The 17,526-nt window shown below is 63.9% G+C and carries 17 protein-coding genes and 1 tRNA gene; 7 read left to right on the top strand and 11 right to left on the bottom strand.

Features of this window, described 5'->3' with window-relative positions; translation table 11 throughout:
* Positions 1 to 253: 253 nt before the first annotated feature.
* Entirely contained in the window at positions 254 to 3,598 is a 3,345-nt protein-coding gene (locus LB523_RS09090; RefSeq protein ID WP_224602290.1) for a response regulator, read from the bottom strand.
* Positions 3,599 to 3,796: 198 nt separating this feature from the next.
* Here LB523_RS09090 and LB523_RS09085 point away from each other — a divergent pair, with 198 nt between their 5' ends.
* Complete coding sequence (locus LB523_RS09085; RefSeq protein ID WP_224602288.1) at positions 3,797 to 4,144, top strand: hypothetical protein; 348 nt, start codon at positions 3,797 to 3,799, stop codon at positions 4,142 to 4,144.
* Between the two features lie 177 nt (positions 4,145 to 4,321).
* A complete protein-coding gene (locus LB523_RS09080) occupies positions 4,322 to 4,537 on the top strand; it encodes a hypothetical protein (protein WP_095767549.1) in 216 nt (71 codons plus the stop codon).
* A gap of 151 nt (positions 4,538 to 4,688) precedes the next feature.
* Here LB523_RS09080 and LB523_RS09075 read toward each other — a convergent pair whose 3' ends face one another.
* The 6 genes from LB523_RS09075 to LB523_RS09050 form a co-directional block, all read right to left on the bottom strand.
* A complete protein-coding gene (locus LB523_RS09075; RefSeq protein ID WP_224602287.1) occupies positions 4,689 to 5,060 on the bottom strand; it encodes a hypothetical protein in 372 nt (123 codons plus the stop codon).
* Between the two features lie 282 nt (positions 5,061 to 5,342).
* Positions 5,343 to 6,191 carry a glutathione S-transferase family protein gene (locus tag LB523_RS09070; protein ID WP_224602286.1) on the bottom strand — a complete coding sequence of 283 codons (849 nt, stop codon included), beginning with the start codon at positions 6,189 to 6,191 and terminating at the stop codon, positions 5,343 to 5,345.
* A gap of 23 nt (positions 6,192 to 6,214) precedes the next feature.
* Entirely contained in the window at positions 6,215 to 6,796 is a 582-nt protein-coding gene (locus tag LB523_RS09065) for a VOC family protein (protein WP_224602285.1), read from the bottom strand.
* A 143-nt stretch (positions 6,797 to 6,939) separates the two neighbouring features.
* Positions 6,940 to 7,014: transfer RNA gene (locus LB523_RS09060), tRNA-Glu, on the bottom strand.
* Between the two features lie 85 nt (positions 7,015 to 7,099).
* On the bottom strand, positions 7,100 to 7,513 hold the full coding sequence (locus LB523_RS09055) for a VOC family protein (protein ID WP_224602284.1): 414 nt from the start codon (positions 7,511 to 7,513) through the stop codon (positions 7,100 to 7,102).
* A complete protein-coding gene (locus LB523_RS09050; RefSeq protein WP_140693096.1) occupies positions 7,510 to 7,893 on the bottom strand; it encodes a fimbrial protein in 384 nt (127 codons plus the stop codon). Before LB523_RS09050 ends, LB523_RS09055 begins: the two co-directional genes overlap by 4 nt.
* Before the next feature lie 26 nt (positions 7,894 to 7,919).
* Between LB523_RS09050 and LB523_RS09045 the strand changes: the two genes are divergently transcribed.
* Both LB523_RS09045 and rpoH read left to right on the top strand, forming a co-directional pair.
* The gene (locus LB523_RS09045; RefSeq protein WP_224602283.1) at positions 7,920 to 8,990 is read left to right on the top strand and encodes an RluA family pseudouridine synthase; all 1,071 of its coding nucleotides are present in this window, start codon (positions 7,920 to 7,922) and stop codon (positions 8,988 to 8,990) included.
* Positions 8,991 to 9,205: 215 nt separating this feature from the next.
* On the top strand, positions 9,206 to 10,117 hold the full coding sequence (gene rpoH, locus LB523_RS09040; RefSeq protein ID WP_095767360.1) for an RNA polymerase sigma factor RpoH: 912 nt from the start codon (positions 9,206 to 9,208) through the stop codon (positions 10,115 to 10,117).
* Between the two features lie 13 nt (positions 10,118 to 10,130).
* Here the strand turns inward: rpoH and LB523_RS09035 are convergent, their stop codons facing one another.
* The 4 genes from LB523_RS09035 to LB523_RS09020 all read right to left on the bottom strand — a co-directional run bounded on the left by LB523_RS09035 (position 10,131) and on the right by LB523_RS09020 (position 11,862).
* Positions 10,131 to 10,328: a hypothetical protein gene (locus LB523_RS09035; RefSeq protein ID WP_224602282.1), complete on the bottom strand. Its 198-nt coding sequence runs from the start codon at positions 10,326 to 10,328 to the stop codon at positions 10,131 to 10,133.
* 47 nt (positions 10,329 to 10,375) lie between these two features.
* Entirely contained in the window at positions 10,376 to 11,035 is a 660-nt protein-coding gene (locus LB523_RS09030) for a peroxiredoxin (RefSeq protein WP_140847021.1), read from the bottom strand.
* 184 nt (positions 11,036 to 11,219) lie between these two features.
* Complete coding sequence (locus tag LB523_RS09025) at positions 11,220 to 11,585, bottom strand: cell division protein ZapA (RefSeq protein ID WP_095767358.1); 366 nt, start codon at positions 11,583 to 11,585, stop codon at positions 11,220 to 11,222.
* Between the two features lie 4 nt (positions 11,586 to 11,589).
* The gene (locus tag LB523_RS09020; RefSeq protein WP_023763725.1) at positions 11,590 to 11,862 is read right to left on the bottom strand and encodes a DUF4164 domain-containing protein; all 273 of its coding nucleotides are present in this window, start codon (positions 11,860 to 11,862) and stop codon (positions 11,590 to 11,592) included.
* A 260-nt stretch (positions 11,863 to 12,122) separates the two neighbouring features.
* On the opposite strand from LB523_RS09020, the gene tkt reads away from it, so the two are divergent.
* The 3 genes from tkt (at position 12,123) to LB523_RS09005 (ending at position 17,428) form a co-directional block, all read left to right on the top strand.
* A complete protein-coding gene (tkt, locus tag LB523_RS09015; RefSeq protein WP_224602281.1) occupies positions 12,123 to 14,114 on the top strand; it encodes a transketolase in 1,992 nt (663 codons plus the stop codon).
* 144 nt (positions 14,115 to 14,258) lie between these two features.
* Positions 14,259 to 15,269: a type I glyceraldehyde-3-phosphate dehydrogenase gene (gene gap, locus LB523_RS09010; RefSeq protein WP_095767356.1), complete on the top strand. Its 1,011-nt coding sequence runs from the start codon at positions 14,259 to 14,261 to the stop codon at positions 15,267 to 15,269.
* A gap of 269 nt (positions 15,270 to 15,538) precedes the next feature.
* Positions 15,539 to 17,428 (top strand): potassium/proton antiporter, encoded by a 1,890-nt coding sequence (locus LB523_RS09005; protein WP_224602280.1) that lies wholly within the window; start codon positions 15,539 to 15,541, stop codon positions 17,426 to 17,428.
* Positions 17,429 to 17,526: the final 98 nt, after the last annotated feature.

Genomic DNA, 17,526 nt, shown 5'->3' with positions numbered 1-17,526 from the left:
GCCGGGAAATAAAATCCGGACGAGAGTGCGTTGCCAGTAAGCCAGAGCGGATCATGGCGTGGCCATCGCCGAAAACAGGGTCCGTTGGGGTAGAGTCGACGCTGTTTCTTGTCGGCGGTCGCTGCTCCCGCCCGTAACCGAAGAGCGGAATCAATGTCATGATTGTCCGAGCTTGGCGCTTGCTTTGGTATGGTGCGATCGCACCATACGCATGCGTCAGCCCCTTGCCGCCGTCCTGCCCGCCAAATTCGTTTTAACCGGCGTTGCGCCGGGTCTCGACGTCCGAACCCAGCCAGCGCTCGAGCTTTTCGAGCAGCGCCCGCGGACTGATCGGCTTCGGCAGGTAATCGTCCATGCCGGCTTCGAGGCAGCGTTCGCGGTCGCCCTTCAGTGCATGCGCGGTGACCCCGACGATCGGCACATGCGTGCCCATGTCCTCCTCGAGCCGGCGGATGGCGCCCGTCGCCTCCAGCCCGTTCATTTCCGGCATCGATACATCCATCAGGATCATGCGCGGATTGAGCCTGCCGAAGGCGTCGAGCGCCTTGCGGCCGTTGCCGACGATCTCGAAGCGGTAACCGGTCTCGCCAAGAATCTGGGTGAACACCATCTGGTTCACCTCATTGTCCTCGGCGACGAGGATGTCGAGCCCGCGCTCGGCATCGGCGGGGCGCGGACGCGCCCGCGCCGGCGGCGGTTGCAGCATGGCGCGCTCCGATGCCGCCGTCTGCGCCGGGGCGGCTTGCGGGGAGCTGGCGGTGCCAATGGCGGGTTGCGCCGCCGCGCTGCTGTGGCGGTGGCGCTGGATGGTCGAGACCAGCGTTTCCAGGAGAATGGAGGAGCGCGCCGGCTTGATCAGCTGCGCATCGATGCCGAGGTCGCGATAGGTGGTGTTGGCAAGCGACTGGTCGACCGAGGTCAGCATGATGATAGGCGTATGCGCCAGGCCCGCCGTATTGCGCACGATGCGCGCCATCTCGGCGCCGGTCATGCCCGGCATCTGGTAGTCGAGCACCACGCAGTCGACCGGCACGCCGTAGGCGGCGGCGGCAATCAGCACCTTCAACCCTTCGGCGCCGCTTTCGGCCGCGCAGGAATCGAACGTCCATGACGCCATCTGCTCGCTGAGGATCGAGCGGTTGACGGCATTGTCGTCGACGATGAGCACGCGCGCGCCGGTGACGTCGACCGGCATGATGCGCTGTCCGCCCTGCTCGGCCTTGGGCAGCGTGATCGTGAACCAGAAGGTCGAACCTTTCCCTTCGGCGCTGTCGACACCGATCTCGCCGGCCATCATCTCGACCAGACGCGAGGTGATGGCAAGGCCAAGCCCGGTGCCCTCATGCCGCCTGGTCGAGGAGGTGTCGACCTGGCTGAACTTTTCGAAAACCTGCTTCAGCTTGTCTTCCGGAATGCCGATGCCGGTATCGGTCACGGAAATGGTGAGCCTCGTTCCCGCCGGAACCCGCTCACCCGTCACGTCGACCAGGACATGACCCTTGTCGGTGAACTTCACCGCGTTGCCGAGCAGGTTGGTGACGATCTGCCTGACACGGCCGACATCGCCGACGAACTGGCCGTCGAGGCCCGGCTGGATGCGAACGATGAGCTCGAGGTCCTTCTCCTTGGCGCGCGTCGAGACCAGCGTCGCCACATCCTCGATCGCCTCGGCCAGATTGAAGGGTGCAGGGTCGAGCACCAGCTGGCCGGCATCGATCTTCGAGAAGTCGAGGATGTCGTTGATGATGGTGAGCAGCGCATTGCCGGATTTGACGATGATGTCGGTGAACGTCTTCTGCTTCGGATCGAGGTCCGACTTTGCCAGCAGCTCTGCCATACCAAGAACCCCGTTCATCGGCGTGCGGATCTCGTGGCTCATATTGGCGAGGAACTCCGACTTGGCCCGGTCGGCGAGCACGGCGCGCCGGCGTGCCTCGCTGAGCTCCGCCTCGCGCTGCTTGAGCTCGGTGATGTCCGTGGTGGAGCCGATGAGATAGAGCGAGCCGTCCGAGGCGATCATCGCGCCCTTGCGCGCGAATTGATGCCTGACGCTGCCGTCCGGCATCGTCACCGTCTCTTCGATCTCCTGCGTCTCGCCGGTGCGAAGCACAGCAAGGTCGCCGGCGACGAAGGCTTCGCCGTCCGCGCCGAAAATCTCGACGTCGGTCTTGCCGATCGCTTCTTCCCTGCTGAAGCCGGTGAGATCGCACCAGCCCTTGTTGACGTAGAATTGCCTGAGGTCCGAGCGCTTGGCGTAGATCGACACCGGCACATTGTCGATGAGGCTGCGGAACACCTCGTTCTCGCTCATGCTCTGCCGCAGCGCCTGCTCGCGCGCCTTGACGTCGGTGATGTCGGTGCTGGAGCCGACCAGATGCACCGACCCGTCGATCGCCACCAGCCGACTCTTGCGCGTCATCAGCTGGCGCACCGTGCCGTCGCGGTGGGTGACGGCTTCCTCGATCTCGCGTCCCGCGCCGGTCGCCACAACTTCGTTGTCGTCATTGCTGAAACCGTCCGCCTCTTCGGCCGCGAAAAGCTCGCGATCAGTCTTGCCGAGCACCTCGTCCTTGGGCAGTCCGGTCAGCGCGCACCAGGCCTTGTTGACGAATTCTATGCTGAGATCGTCGGCCTTGATGAAGGCTGCCACGGGCAATTCGTCCATCACATGCCGGTAAAGGTCGATCTGGCGCATGGAATCGCGCAACGCCTTCTCGCGCGCCTTGATGTCGGTGATATCGACACGCACGCCGATGAATGTGCCGTCGTCGGTACGCATGTCATAGACCTGGTACCAGCGCCCGTCGGCGTTGAGGCGTTCGTAGGCCGAGCTCGGCAAACGGTACCGCTTGAGCATGGCGTCAAGCCAACGCTCGGTGTCGACGCCATACAGGCTGTCGATTCCGGGGTCGCCGCTCGAGCGGAAGTAGCCGACGGAGTGGCCAAGCGCCAACGCCTCGCGGAACGTGCGGCCAGGCTGCCAGGCCGGCTTCAGCGCCGGCAGCGTATCCTGCAGCTTGCGGTTGGCGAAGACGAAGCGGTCGTCGCGATCGTAGATGATGACCCCCGCCGGCAGCGACTCCAGCACGGTGACGAGGTTCTTGCGCGCGTCCTCCGTCTCGGTCTCGCGCTGTTTCATGTCGGTGATGTCGACATAGGAGATCAGCCGCTTGCCGCCTGGAAGAGGCGCCAGCGAGGCTATCAGCGTGCGGCCGTCCTTGCGCGGCAACTGCCTGGACCCTGCGCTTCCAGCCCGGATTTCGGCCTCCCGTTCGGCCACATGTCTTTGCCAGGCCTGTTCCTCGGCGCCGAACGGATCGGCATCACGACTAGCTTCCATGAGGTCGCGAAAGCGACTGCCGGCCGGAGCGCGCCGCGGATCGATCTGCCAGAAGTCGTAAAATGCCCGGTTGACCACCTCCGCCCGCAATTCGGCATCGAGAACGATGACGCCGATCGGCATCGAATCGACCATCAGCCTGAGATTGGCAAGCGCCTCCGAGGTCCCGGCCATATCGTGGACGTCGCCGAAAAAGGCCTCGTTGCCGCGTCTGTCCGCCTTGTTGTCCGCCTCGACAGTCCCGTCCGTATCCGCCATTCCTACCCCCAAGGCCGAACTGTGCCGGTCCGTCGGGGGAATGTGCCCGACAAGCATTAACGATCCGCTAACCATAATGATTGCAACCGCCTGCCCCCGGTGCCGTTGAGCCAGCTTCCGGTCCTGGCGCCGGCTGCGGTAATCCGCCCGTTGGCGATCATGGCAACAACGCATTATAAGGTGCCTGAGGTGTTGCTAATGTTTGGTCGAATCGCGGCTTTCATCCTGTGTCCGGCGCTGCTTGCGGCGGGCGGCTGCGCGCGCAGCGACGACGGCACGGTGATCGTCCCGAGCCGGATGGACGTCAGGCGTGTCTGGGACAAGGCGCCGCCGGGAACGACCGCGTCGCGGCAGATCGCGTCGGACGTGTTTCCTTTGCCGCCGCCGGGCGCGCCGCAAGGCCCGTCGGTCCGGCGCTATTCCAGGTCTCCGGCAAGGCCCTCACATAACCAGAATCTGGCTGATCAGCCTTCGGGCGAGCAGACCGCTCTTACCTGCAGGAATGTCGGCGAAACCGGCAAGCGCTACCGCGTCGTCTGCGAGTAGCTTTGCCTCAATCCGCCGGTCGATGCCGGCTGGATCCACTGCCCGTGAAGAAAGACAGCCCGACAGATTCAGCCCGGCCGCGACCGCGGCGCGATCACGGATCGCTGATGAAACCTTTGCCCGGTGACGGACGTTGTTGGCGTTGATGTGACGCGCGCTGCGCAGAGGAGACTGAAGATGTCCTTTCACTTCACCGTCTCGGGCCTGACCAGGAACCTGATCCATTCGCTGGGGCTGGAGCACGCGCCGAGAGCCCTTACCCCCGAACAAAGCCTTCTGCTGGATTGCTACCTGGCCGGGCAGATCCCGGACTCCGCCTGGAACGATTATGTCTTCGAGATGCCGGAACTGGAAAAGCACGCCCAGATCAGGCGCGCACGCGGTTTGACCTGAAAGCAATTCCAGGAAAGTGCGACACGGTTAGAACATGTCTGCCGAAAGTGGGAACCGATTTCGGGATAAAGACATGCCCAAAAACCTAAAGCGCATGGAGCGAATCTAGAACGATCGCGACGCGCCTTAGGCTCGGTGCCTTCGCCGTGACCTACTTCTTCGGCGAGTTGAACTGCAGCGTGAAGACGTTTCCGGCGATGCCTTGCGCCAGCGAGGGCGAAAGGCTGAGCGGTAGACAATCGTTCAGGGCCTTGGTCGCGGCGTCGATATACGCCTTACGCGCCTTGTCGTCGCCGCTGACATGGATAGCGGTTGTTTTCGGCGGCCCGATCAGCGTGCCGTCGCGTTTGAAGCTGAAGCTGAGCGTCACCGAGGAATTGTCGGAATTGGCCGGCGGCGTCCAGCAGGCGAGCAAGGCGGCGCCAACCTCGTTCATACCGTTGAGCGGCGCGGCTTCGGCCGTGATGGCGGCGCTCGCCAGGAGCGCGACCGCGACCGCGGAAAATTTCACCGTTCTTGTCATCGCCGTCCTCATCGCTTTTTGCCCGGCTCGCACCTGTCAACCCCAGGGTATGGTAGGATCAATCCCGCCGATGACAATAGGATTTCAACCAGTCTGGCACCGGATAAGTCGTATGTCGTGATTGCCGGCGGGAGGCGATACAACCGCCGGAAAAGCAAAAGGCCGGCGCTGGGCCGACCTTTCCCTTCGCCTCCGCTTCGCGCCAGTACATCCGTGGTCGCGGCGAGGACTGTGACCAGTAGACAGGCGTTGGGTAAATGAAACCTTAACCTGAGCCGGCTGTTAGGCCCTGGCCTGCGATTTCACATGCGCGATGTAGCCGCGCACGTCGCCTGCCGGCTCCGCATAGGCCTTGCCGAGCTTCTTCTCCATGGCCGCCATGTATTCCTTCGCCCAGCTGGGCAGCGCGTAGTCGATGACCGCCAGGAATTCCAGCGTCGCCGCCAGCCTTATATCCGCGATCGACGGGTTGTTGCCGCCGATGAACGGTTTGCCGTTACGAAAGAAGGAGTGAAACACCTCGAGCGGCTCGGCGATCGCAGCCATCGCCGCCTTCTGCGCTTCCGATTTCTTGTCGGGATGGGCGTCGCTGTGGCCGACCTCGCCAGCATATTGCGGAAAGCCGAGCGCCGGATACGTCGCGCGCGCGACATAGGGATAGAGCGTGCCGACCAGGTAGAACATGGCGCTATCGATCATCGCCCGCTTGGCCGGCGCCTTCGGATAGAACTTGTCCAGCCCGTGCTTGTTGGCGAGATACTGCATGATGGCGCAGCTTTCCCACAGCACGCCGCGCGGCAGGCCCTTGTCCTCGATCATCGGCGTCAGATGCGCCGGATTGCGCGCCAGGAATTCGGGCGAACGCGTAAGGCCCCAGGCATCGGTCTCCGCCGGATCGAGCCCGGCCGCGCGCGCGAACACCCGCACCGTCATGTTGTTGACGCTCGGCCTCAGCATGCTGAGTTTTATGCCCGGCTTCTTAGCTGGCTTCGCCACTTTCGAGGTCGCGGCCGCTTTGGCAGTCGCCTTCGCCGATGCCTTGGCGCCCGATTTCGCGGCGGCTTTTACCGCGGCTTTCGGCGCTACCTTGGCAGCGGGTTTCTTCGCGCTCTTTGTTGCGGCTTTTGCCATTTCATGTCCCTCCCTTTGCTCGCTCAGTACGGATTCTTCGGCGCCCTGTTTTCCGACAGGGTAGCGCGTGACCGCTCGACCAGCGCCTGGATGGCGTCGGCAAGGTGCAATTCGGCGATGTTGTAGTCGTCGCGCGCCACGCGGATCTTGTGCGCCTCCATCAGCACGTCGGCATGGGTGAAGCCGACCGGCGGGTCGAAGCGGTAGGACGCGAGCTCGATCAACAGCCCGAGCGGATCTTCGAAATAGATCGAATCCATGAAGCCGCGATCCTTGACGCCGCTGTGCTTGATACCGCGCTCGTCGAGCCGCGCGACTGCCTGCAGGAATGTGACCCGCGACACCGAGAACGCGATGTGATGGACGCAGCCTATATCGGTCGGTGTCCGCCGCTTGACCGGGACCCGGGTCTCGTCGGTGAAGACGGTGATCAGCCGCCCGTCGCCGGGATCGAAGTAGAGATGGCTTTCGCTCGCCTTGTCGAGATTGGGCTGCTCGAAGATGAAAGGCATGCCGAGCACGCCCTCCCAGAAGTCGATCGAGGTCTGGCGCCCGGCGCCGACCAGCGTGATGTGATGAACGCCTTGCGACTGCAGCTTCCGCATTGGACTCCTCCCGCCCGCACTTGCGGCAGGCTTTGTGCAGAGAATGCTAAAGCAACTGCAAGCGCTGCGCCAGAACGGACGAACGCGCGAACGCCAGATTGGACCCAGCAGGGATTGGTCTTTCGGTCTACAGGAGAGTTGCTTGGTACGCCCAAGGGGAATCGAACCCCTGTTCCCGCCGTGAGAGGGCGGTGTCCTGACCGCTAGACGATGGGCGCGCTCAAGAACCGGCTACATAGGCTGGCCGCTGGGAAAAAGCAACTGGGGTTTCAGGTTGTCCGTAGACTTAGCGAAATGCCCCGGTCAGCCCTGCCGTTTCGGCTCGATCAGGTCCCAGAGATTGCCATAGAGATCGGAAAAAACCGCCACCGTGCCGTAGGCCTCGAAGCGCGGCGCTTCGCGGAACTCGACGCCCTTGGCGAGCATCGCCCGGTGATCGCGGGAAAAATCTTCTGTCTCGAGGAAGAGAAAGACCCGGCCGCCGGTCTGGTTGCCGATGCGGCTTGCCTGCTCTTCGCCGGATGCTTCCGCCAGGAGCAGCCTCGCCCCCTTGCCCTTCGCCGGCGCGACGGTGACCCAGCGCTTGCCGCCGCCGAGATCGACATCCTGGCTCAGCACGAAACCGAGCCGCTCGACATACCAGGCGATCGCCTCGTCGTAATTGCCGACGACGAGCGCGACGGTCGCAATGCTGCGCTGCTCGGCAAAGCCGCTCATTTGTTGCGAACCGCGAATTGGCCGATGATGCGGCGCTCCGCGATGTCGTAGACGAAGATCGAACGGCCGCCATCGGCAAGCTCGGCGTCGATCGACAGGCGGTTGCCGGAGAGCGACTGGCTGATCACCTTGGCGCCGACGGGCAACACGATGTCGCCCGAGAGCGGCGCACCGGCCGGAGCCTGAACATCGCCGGCGGGCGCCGATCCGGCCACCGGCGCGTTGCGGGCTTTGTAGACAAGCGCCCCGATCACCACCATAAGGGCCAGGAACAGAAGGCCGAGATTGACGATCATGAAGCGGACGAGCTTGCGGCGCACATTCTCGGCCGCGGGGTCGAGCGGCTTTTCCTCATCTTCTTCGGCGATCGGCCGGGCCATGGCTAAACAATCCGCAACGGGTTTCGATGAGCGCTCATAACGAAGAGAGTTCGACATTGATAGGGGAGGAACCGACGGACGGTGAGTTGGCCGCAAGCGAAGCCACCGTCCTGGAAGCCGGCGCCGATGCCGCCGGCCAGCGCCTCGACCAGTGGCTTGCCGCCAAGCTCGGTCCGGAGCTCTCGCGCAGCCGCGTGCAGGCGCTGATCAAGCAAGGCGCAGTCTCCATCGCCGGCAGGAAGGTGCTGGAAGCCAAGCGCAAGCTGACGGTCGGTGAGACGATCGAGATCCTGGTGCCCGCTCCGGAGCCGGCGGAGCCACAGGGCGAGGACATTCCCCTCGACATTCTTTACGAGGACGACGAGCTGATCGTCATCAACAAGCCGGCGGGACTGGTCGTCCACCCCGGCGCCGGCAACTGGACCGGCACGCTGGTCAACGCGCTGATCCATCACTGCGGCGACAGCCTGTCCGGCATTGGCGGCGTCAGGCGTCCTGGCATCGTCCATCGCCTCGACAAGGAAACCAGCGGCGTCATGGTCGTGGCCAAGACCGACCGCGCCCACAAGGCGCTGTCGGAAGCCTTTGCCGATCATGGCCGCACCGGCGACCTCGAGCGCGCCTATCTGGCGCTGGTCTGGGGCATCCCGCAACGGCCGACCGGCACCATCGAGGCTGCCTTGGGTCGCGCCGCCGACCGCGTCCGCCGCGCGGTGGTGTCTGAAAGTCGCGACGACGCCCGCCATGCCGTCACCCATTTCAGCATTGTCGAACGTTTCGGCGAAGGACAGCAGGCTTTCGCCACGGCAAGCCTGGTCGAATGCCGGCTGGAGACCGGCCGGACCCACCAGATCCGCGTCCACATGGCCCATATCGGGCACCCCGTGATCGGCGATCCGGATTACGGGCAGGCTTTCCGCACCAAGGCCAACCGGCTGCCCGGACCCTTGAAGGCCAAGGTCAAAGCCTTTCCCCGGCAGGCCCTGCACGCGTGGCTCCTTGAATACCGGCATCCGACCACCCATCTAACGATGAGGTTCGAAGCGCCGATACCGGGAGACATGGAGGAACTCGTCGGCGACTTTCGAAAACTCTGAACCGACCCGCCACGAACAAGCTGCAAACCAGCCATCAAAAAACCTGACCGGCGTTGTTCACTTTAGCTTGACAGACTGTTTAGCGTTGAACAAATGCCTGTCTTTTCTGGTTTTGTTCCTATATACACAGGTTGTCGCGGATGAGCCTTTGGCATCCGTGACGAACGCCCGCCGCGTTTCGGGGGCATCCACTCCAAAGAGAGAGGGGCGCTATCATGGCCCAATCATTACCCAGTATCGTTTCCGGTGAAGGCGGTCTCGCCCGTTACCTGGAAGAAATCCGCCGCTTTCCGATGCTTCAGCCGCAGGAAGAGTACATGCTCGCAAAGCGTTATGCCGAGCATCAGGACACTACGGCTGCGCACAAGCTCGTCACCAGCCATTTGCGGCTCGTCGCCAAGATCGCCATGGGCTATCGCGGCTACGGCCTGCCGATCGGCGAGGTGATCTCGGAAGGCAATGTCGGCCTCATGCAGGCCGTGAAGAAATTCGAACCGGAGCGTGGTTTCCGGCTCGCCACCTATGCCATGTGGTGGATCAAGGCCTCGATCCAGGAATACATCCTGCGCTCATGGAGCCTGGTCAAGATGGGCACCACCGCCAATCAGAAGCGTCTGTTCTTCAACCTGCGCAAGGTGAAGGGCAAGATCCAGGCGCTCGACGATGGCGACTTGAAGCCCGAGCAGATCGCCGAGATCGCCACTCGCCTCAACGTTTCCGAGGCCGAAGTGGTGTCGATGAACCGCCGCCTGTCGGGCGACGCTTCGCTCAACGCCCCGATCCGGGCGAGCGAAGGCGAGTCCGGCGAATGGCAGGACTGGCTGGTCGACGACCACGAGAGCCAGGAAGAGATGCTCATCGAGCAGGACGAGCTGGAAAACCGGCGCACCATGCTGTCGGGCGCCCTGTCGGTGCTCAACGACCGCGAGCGGCGCATCTTCGAGGCGCGTCGCCTGGCCGAAGAGCCGCTGACGCTGGAAGAACTCTCGGCCGAGTTCGACATCAGCCGCGAGCGCGTGCGCCAGATCGAGGTGCGCGCCTTCGAGAAGGTGCAGGACGCGGTCAAGGCGGCCGCCAAGCGCCAGACCCAGGCGCTGCGGACCATCGAGGCGCAGCCGGCGGCGTAACAAGCTCAAGGAATCAATCAATAAGGCGGCGCTTCGGCGCCGCCTTTTTTGTTTGGCGAAAGCGGTCGCGCGCCCCTTTCCCCGTCACTATACGGGGAGAAATGCCCGGCAGGGCAATGAGGGGCAGCGCCGAGGCAGCGAGGTTGTCTTTTCCAGCGACTGTCTTCGCGAGGCCGCCGCGCTGATCCTCGACCGCGGCGCCGCCCCTCATCCGCCCTTCGGGCACCTTCTCCTCGTGGAACGGGGAGAAGGAAAGGCTCAGGCCGTCGGCTGCTTGGTCTTCCTGAGGTACGGCAGCACCGTCTCATACGCGCCAAAACGCTTGATCGCGTCTTCGTTGGAGACGGCGGCGGTGATGATGACGTCGTCGCCCTGCTTCCAGTTGGCCGGCGTCGCCACCTGGTGCTTGGCCGTCAGCTGGATGGAATCGATGACGCGCAGGATCTCGTCGAAGTTGCGGCCCGTGGTCATCGGATAGGTCAGCGCCAACTTGATCTTCTTGTCCGGGCCGATGACATAGACCGAGCGCACGGTGGCGTTGTCGGCCGGCGTGCGGCCCTCGGAGGTCTCGCCGGCGCCTGCCGGCAACATTTCATAAAGCTTGGCGACCTTGAGGTCCTTATCGCCGATCAGCGGGTAGTTCACCGTCTGGCCGGTGGCGGTCTTGATGTCAGCCTGCCACTTCTCGTGGCTCGATACCGGATCGACCGAGATGCCGATGATCTTGACGTTGCGCTTTTTGAACTCGCCTTCCAGGCCGGCCATGGTGCCGAGCTCGGTGGTGCAGACCGGCGTGAAATTCTTCGGATGGCTGAACAGCACCGCCCAGCCGTCGCCGATCCAGTCGTGGAACTTGATGGTGCCCTGCGTGGTCTCGGCCGTGAAATCCGGCGCGACATCGTTGATACGAAGACTCATGACCTATCCCTACCCTTTTTTATGAAACGATGGCCGGCGCGGCCGGCAAGCATTCTAAGCTACCACCATCGCGGCATCGGTCAAACGCCAGGAGCCGTAACCTAGCCCGCTGCAGCCAAATATTTTTTTGGCGAGCACGGGGCTCTTCGGCAGGATTTTGCGCTTTCGCGAGAGGGTGGGCCGCTCAGGCTTTCCTTATCGCGAGCGTCGCCGTGAGGTCTTCCATGCGCTGCGCGAGCGCGCCGAGCGCGGTCGTGAGCACGCTGTCGCTCTTGTCGGCCTTGGTCAGCGCCTCGTCGCGCGTCTTGCGCAAGGTCAGCACTTCGCTCTCCATGCCTTTGACACGCTTAGTGAGCTCCGAGAGCTCGTCCATCACCATGATGCCGGCCATGACGGTGAGCCGCTGGTCGCCGATCTCGCCGAAGGAATCCTTCAGGTGCGAGACATAGCGGTCGAAGCGCTCGGCAAGGTCGATCAGATGCTCTTCCTGGCCTTCGTCGCAGGCCATGCGATACTGTTTGCCGTCGATGGAAACCGTGACCTGTGCCATTGCCTTACCTGTCCAGGACCGCGCGGATGGTTTCCATGGCGGTCACCAGCCGCCGCGACACTTCCTTGTTGGCGTCCTCCAGCCGTTCGGCGCGCGCTTCGGAATTGTCGAGCTCCTGCGCCAGGCGCGAGCGGTCGGCGTTCATGCGCTGCACCTCGGCCTCGGCTTCCGAATAATCGCGCTCATGCTCGAGCTTCGCCGCCACGGCGTTTTCCAGCCCTTCCATGGCCTTGCCCAGCCTGGCGATGACTTCCTTGAGGGTCGTTTCCCCGGTCATGGCTTCGTCCTATGCCCTGCCCATCACCGAATCGCACGTGTTCAGAACGCGTTATCTGGGAAAGATTAGGCGCCGGGTGAAGGGCACGTCAACAAAGCTCTCGCGACTGTCCCCCGCTATCGCTAATGTAGGCGCCGGGTGCCATAACAAGCCCGGCAAAATCCATCCCGATTTGTTGACTAAAAGACCGCGCCTGCTATGTGTCGCGGCATCCTTTTCCAAGGGTTCTCCCCAGGCTCCAACTCACTTCCGGAGGAAGCATGACCTCGCGTGAACAACATGATCGGATGGCCAACGCGATCCGTTTCCTTTCCATGGACGCCGTCGAGAAGGCGAACTCCGGTCACCCAGGCCTGCCCATGGGCTGCGCCGACATCGCCACGGTGCTGTTCAGCCGTTTCCTGAAATTCGACGCCAAGGCACCGCACTGGGCCGACCGCGACCGCTTCATTCTGTCGGCCGGCCACGGCTCGATGCTGCTCTACTCGCTCCTGTACCTCACCGGCTATGAGGACATGACGATCGACCAGATCAAGAATTTCCGCCAGCTCGGCTCCAAGACCGCCGGCCATCCCGAATACGGCCATGCCGCCGGCATCGAGACCACCACCGGCCCGCTTGGCCAGGGGCTCGCCAATTCGGTCGGCTTCGCGCTCGGCGAGCGCATCATGAACGCCGCCTTCGGCAACGACCTCGTCAACCATTATACCTATGTGCTGGCCGGGGACGGCTGCCTGATGGAAGGTGTATCCCAGGAAGCCATTGCGCTGGCCGGGCATCTGAAGCTCAACAAGCTGATCGTCTTCTGGGACAACAACAACATCTCGATCGACGGCCCGGTCTCGCTCGCCGACAACACCGACCAAGTCGCCCGCTTCCAGGCCAGCGGTTGGAACGCCAGCCACATCGACGGCACCGATCCGGAAGCGATCGCCTATGCCATCGAGGCAGCGCGCCATTCCGACAAGCCGACGATGATCGCCTGCAAGACCACCATCGGCTTCGGCGCCCCGACCAAGGCCGGCACCAACAAGGCGCATGGCTCGCCGCTCGGCGCCGAGGAAATCGCCGGCGCGCGCAAATTCTTCAACTGGGACTCGCCGCCCTTCGAGATTCCGGCCGACATCCTCGACGCATGGCGCGCCGTCGGCACGGGTGGCGCCAAGGCCCGCGCCGATTGGGAAGGCCGCCTGGCGAAGGCCGAGCCGAAGCTCAAGGCCGAGTTCGAGCGCCGCCTCGCCGGCAAGCTGCCCTCCAATTTCGACGCCGTCATCGCCGACTACAAGAAGAAGCTGTCGGCCGACAAGCCAAAGGTCGCCACCCGCAAGTCGTCGGAGATGGCGCTGGAAATCATCAACGGCGCGGTGCCGGAAACGATCGGCGGCTCGGCCGACCTCACCGGCTCCAACAACACCAAGACCAGCCAGACCAAGAACATCACCCCCGATGATTACGGCCAGCGCTATGTCCATTACGGCATTCGCGAGCACGGCATGGCGGCGGCGATCAACGGCCTGACCCTGCATGGCGGCCTGATCGCCTATGGCGGCACCTTCCTGTGCTTCTCCGACTACGCCCGCCCGTCGATGCGCCTTGCCTCGCTGATGGGCATCCGCTCGATCTTCGTCATGACGCATGATTCGATCGGCCTCGGCGAGGACGGCCCGACGCATCAGCCGGTCGAGCATCTGGCGGCGCTGCGCGCCATCCCCAACCACAATGTCTTCCGCCCGGCCGACGCGGTCGAAACCGCCGAATGCTGGCAGATTGCGCTGGAATCCGAAAAGACGCCCTCGACGCTGGCGCTGACCCGCCAGAACCTGCCGACCGTGCGCACGGAGCATTCGGCGAAGAACCTCTCCAGCCAGGGCGCCTATGAGCTGGCCGCCGCCGGCGGCGAGGCCGTGGTGACGATCTTCGCCACCGGCTCCGAGGTCGAGATCGCGCTTGGCGCGCGCGACCTGCTGGAAAAGCACGGCCATCCGACCCGCGTCGTCTCTGTGCCCTGCTTCGAGCTGTTCGACCAGCAGAGCGAGGATTACCGCAAGAAGACTATCGGCAACGCCAAGGTGAAGGTCGCGATCGAAGCCGGCATCCGCCAGGGCTGGGATCACCTGATCGGCACCGACGGCATTTTTGTCGGCATGCACGGTTTTGGCGCCTCCGGCTCGATCGAGCAGCTCTATCCGCATTTCGGCATCACCGCCGAAGCTGCGGCCAAGGCGGTCGAAGCCCGGCTGCACGGCAACTAAGAATTGGCTCAGCCCGGCAACGTCGGTTGACGCTTTGCCGGGCTGGACCAACCTAATCGATTTAAATGCGACCTTCTGCGGCTGGATTCTTGCGCCTTCCGCCGTTATGACACTGCGGACCCATCCGCCCCAAGGGAGAGAACAATGACCGTCAGAGTTGCCATCAACGGATTTGGCCGCATCGGCCGCAACATCCTGCGCGCCATCCATGAATCCGGCCGCAAGGACATCGACGTGGTCGCCGTCAACGACCTCGGCCCGGTCGAGACCAATGCGCACCTGTTGCGCTATGACAGCGTGCATGGCCGCTTCCCGCATGAAGTGACCGTGGACGGCGACCAGATCTCGGTCGGCAAGGAGAAGTTCAAGGTCACCGCGATCAAGGACCCGACCCAGCTGCCCTGGAAGGAGCTCGGCGTCGACATCGCGCTCGAATGCACGGGCATCTTCACCGCCCGCGACAAGGCGGCCGCGCACCTGACCGCCGGCGCCAAGCGCGTGCTCGTCTCGGCCCCGGCCGAAGGCGCCGACCTCACCGTCGTCTACGGCATCAACCACGACAAGCTGACCAAGGACCACATCGTCATCTCGAACGCGTCCTGCACCACCAACTGCCTGGCGCCGCTGGCGGCCGTGCTGCACGAAACCGTCGGCATCGAGAAGGGCATGATGACGACGATCCACTCCTACACCGGCGACCAGCCGACGCTGGACACCATGCACAAGGATCTCTACCGCGCCCGCGCCGCGGCGCTGTCGCAGATCCCGACCTCGACGGGCGCCGCCAAGGCGATCGGCCTTGTCCTGCCCGAGCTCAAGGGCAAGCTCGACGGCATTTCGATCCGCGTGCCGACCCCGAACGTCTCGGTTGTCGACTTCAAGTTCATCGCCAAGCGCTCGACTTCCGCTCAGGAGATCAACGAAGCGGTCATCGCCGCGTCCAATGGCAAGCTGAAGGGCGTTCTGTCGGTCACCCATCACCCGAACGTGTCGATCGACTTCAACCACGACCCGCATTCCTCGATCGTGGCACTCGACCAGACCAAGGTGATGGACGGCAACTTCGTCTCGGTGCTGTCCTGGTACGACAACGAATGGGGCTTCTCGAACCGCATGGGCGACACCGCCGTCGCCTTCGGCAAGACCATCGGCTGATCGCTCGTCAATTTACAGTTCAAAACGCCCGGCTTCGGCCGGGCGTTTTCGTTTAAGTCTCGGCGGATCAGCGCACCTGGTGACAGCCGGAACACCAATCGCGTCGTCATTCCAGAATCCGCGGCTGAGCTTCGCTCCTGCTTCGCCCTGGAATGACGAAGTTTGGAAGCATTGAACCCAAAAAACATCCTGTTGCCTTGCACTGGTCATGTCTTCGCCCCACTCTCCCGTAAAGCCACAAACAGAGGGACTTGGAGGGGCAATAGCGGATGGAGCATGCGATCTATCTCGTGACGCTGGTCGGCACGGCGCTCATTGTCGCCGCCGCGTTTTCGAGCCTGATCGCCTTCCGCTTCGGCGCGCCTTTGCTGCTCCTCTTCCTCTGCATCGGCCTTGCTACCGGCGTCGACGGGCTCGGCATCGAATTCGACAATGCGCGGCTGGCCTATTTTGCCGGCTCACTGGCCTTGGCCATCATTCTGTTCGATTCCGGTTTCGGCACGCCGCTCAACGCGCTGCGCCAGGCGGCCGGGCCGGCGCTGTCGCTGGCCACGATCGGCGTTATCCTGACCACAGCCATCTTCAGCGCCGCCGCTTCCTATGTTCTCAAGCTCAGCTGGCTGGAATCCTCCCTGCTTGGCGCTGCCGTCGCCTCCACCGACGCGGCCGCCGTCTTCTTCCTGCTGCGCGCCGGCGAGATCCATCTGCGCGAGCGCGTGCGCGCGACGCTCGAGGTGGAATCCGGCACCAACGACCCGATCGCCATCTTCCTCACCATCACCCTGGTCGAGATCATCGCCGCGCATGCCAACCCGGAAGCCAACGTGCTGGCCACAAACCTTCTGCTCGGCTTCCTCGCCAATATGGGGCTCGGCGCCGTCATCGGCGTGCTCGGCGGTTTTGCCATCGTGCGTCTGGTCGAGCGGTTGAATCTCGATCACGGCCTGCTGCCCATCTTCGTGCTGACGCTGTCGCTGATGGTGTTCGCGGCGGCCGGTGCCGTCGGCGGCTCGGGCTTCCTCGCCGTCTACCTTGCCGGACTGATCGCCGGCAATTCCGACATACGCGCCGTCACCATCCTGAAGCGTTTCCAGGACGGCATGTCGTGGCTGGCGCAGATCATCATGTTCCTGATCCTCGGCCTGTTCGCCACACCCTCGCAATTCCCCGAAATCCTTGTGCCGGCGATCCTGCTCGGCCTGTTCCTGATCTTCGTCGCCCGCCCGGTCGCGGTCTGGCTCTGCCTGACCCCGTTCCGGCTGCCGCGGCCAGAGGTCGCCTTCGTCTCCTGGGTCGGCCTGCGCGGCGCGGTCTCGATCCTGCTCGCCATAACGCCGCTGCTCGGCGGGCTCGAGCACGGCCGGCTGATCTTCAACGCCGCCTTCATCATCGTGCTGGTGTCGCTGGTGGTGCAGGGCTGGACGGTCGGTCCGCTGGCGCGCCGCCTCGGGCTGATCGTGCCGGCCCGTCTTGGGCCGCTGGACAAGGTGGAGCTCGAATTGCCGGGCTCGGCACATCATGAGCTGCTCGCCTATCGCGTCGCACCCGGCAGCCCGGTGGCGCGGGGCGAGCGCATCCCGCGCTGGGCGAGGCCCTCGCTGGTGCTGCGCGACGGCCGCTCGATGCGCTTCCAGGACATGGGCCGGCTGGCGGCCGGCGATCAGGTCTACATCTTCGTACCGGACCGCTACCCGCGCCTGCTCGACAAGCTTTTTGCCAGCCGCGCCGTGGTCGATCCTGAGGATGCCGACTTCTTCGGCGCCTTTGCCGTCGATCCGGCCCGCTCGGCCGCGGAGCTGGAAGCCGCCTATGCCCCCGGCCTGTCCGAGGCCGAGCAGAAGCTCACCGTTGCAGCGCTCGTTACCGAGCGGCTCGGCGGCCGTGCCGAATATGCCGACCGTGTGATGATCGGCCCGATCGAGCTGATCGTGCGCGATGTGGACGAGAAAGGCAGGATCACCGGCCTTGGCCTGTCCTTCGAGCCGACCGCGCCGGTCGCGCGCGTGCCGGTGTTCATGAGCGCCGGCGAGATCGGGGACCGCATCGCGGCGCTGATCCGCAGCTGGCGCAGGCCGGCAGCGAAGCAGGCAGCCGACGACGTGCCGGTCGACACGGTGGCGCCGGCAGCGGACGGGCAGAAGGCAACCGGCGAAGGCTGATGTCTCACGGCGACATCATTTTTGCGCGCGCGCCATTGACGCGGCCCTTGCATCGTCTTCCGCGCCGAGTAAGGTCGCCGCGTTTTCGCTAGAGCAAT

Origin of the sequence: Mesorhizobium sp. ESP-6-4 (assembly GCF_020164735.1) — a bacterium.
Classification (GTDB): domain Bacteria; phylum Pseudomonadota; class Alphaproteobacteria; order Rhizobiales; family Rhizobiaceae; genus Mesorhizobium.
The sequence above is the reverse complement of the archived record's forward strand: the minus strand, read 5'-3'. Positions and strand labels throughout refer to the sequence as shown.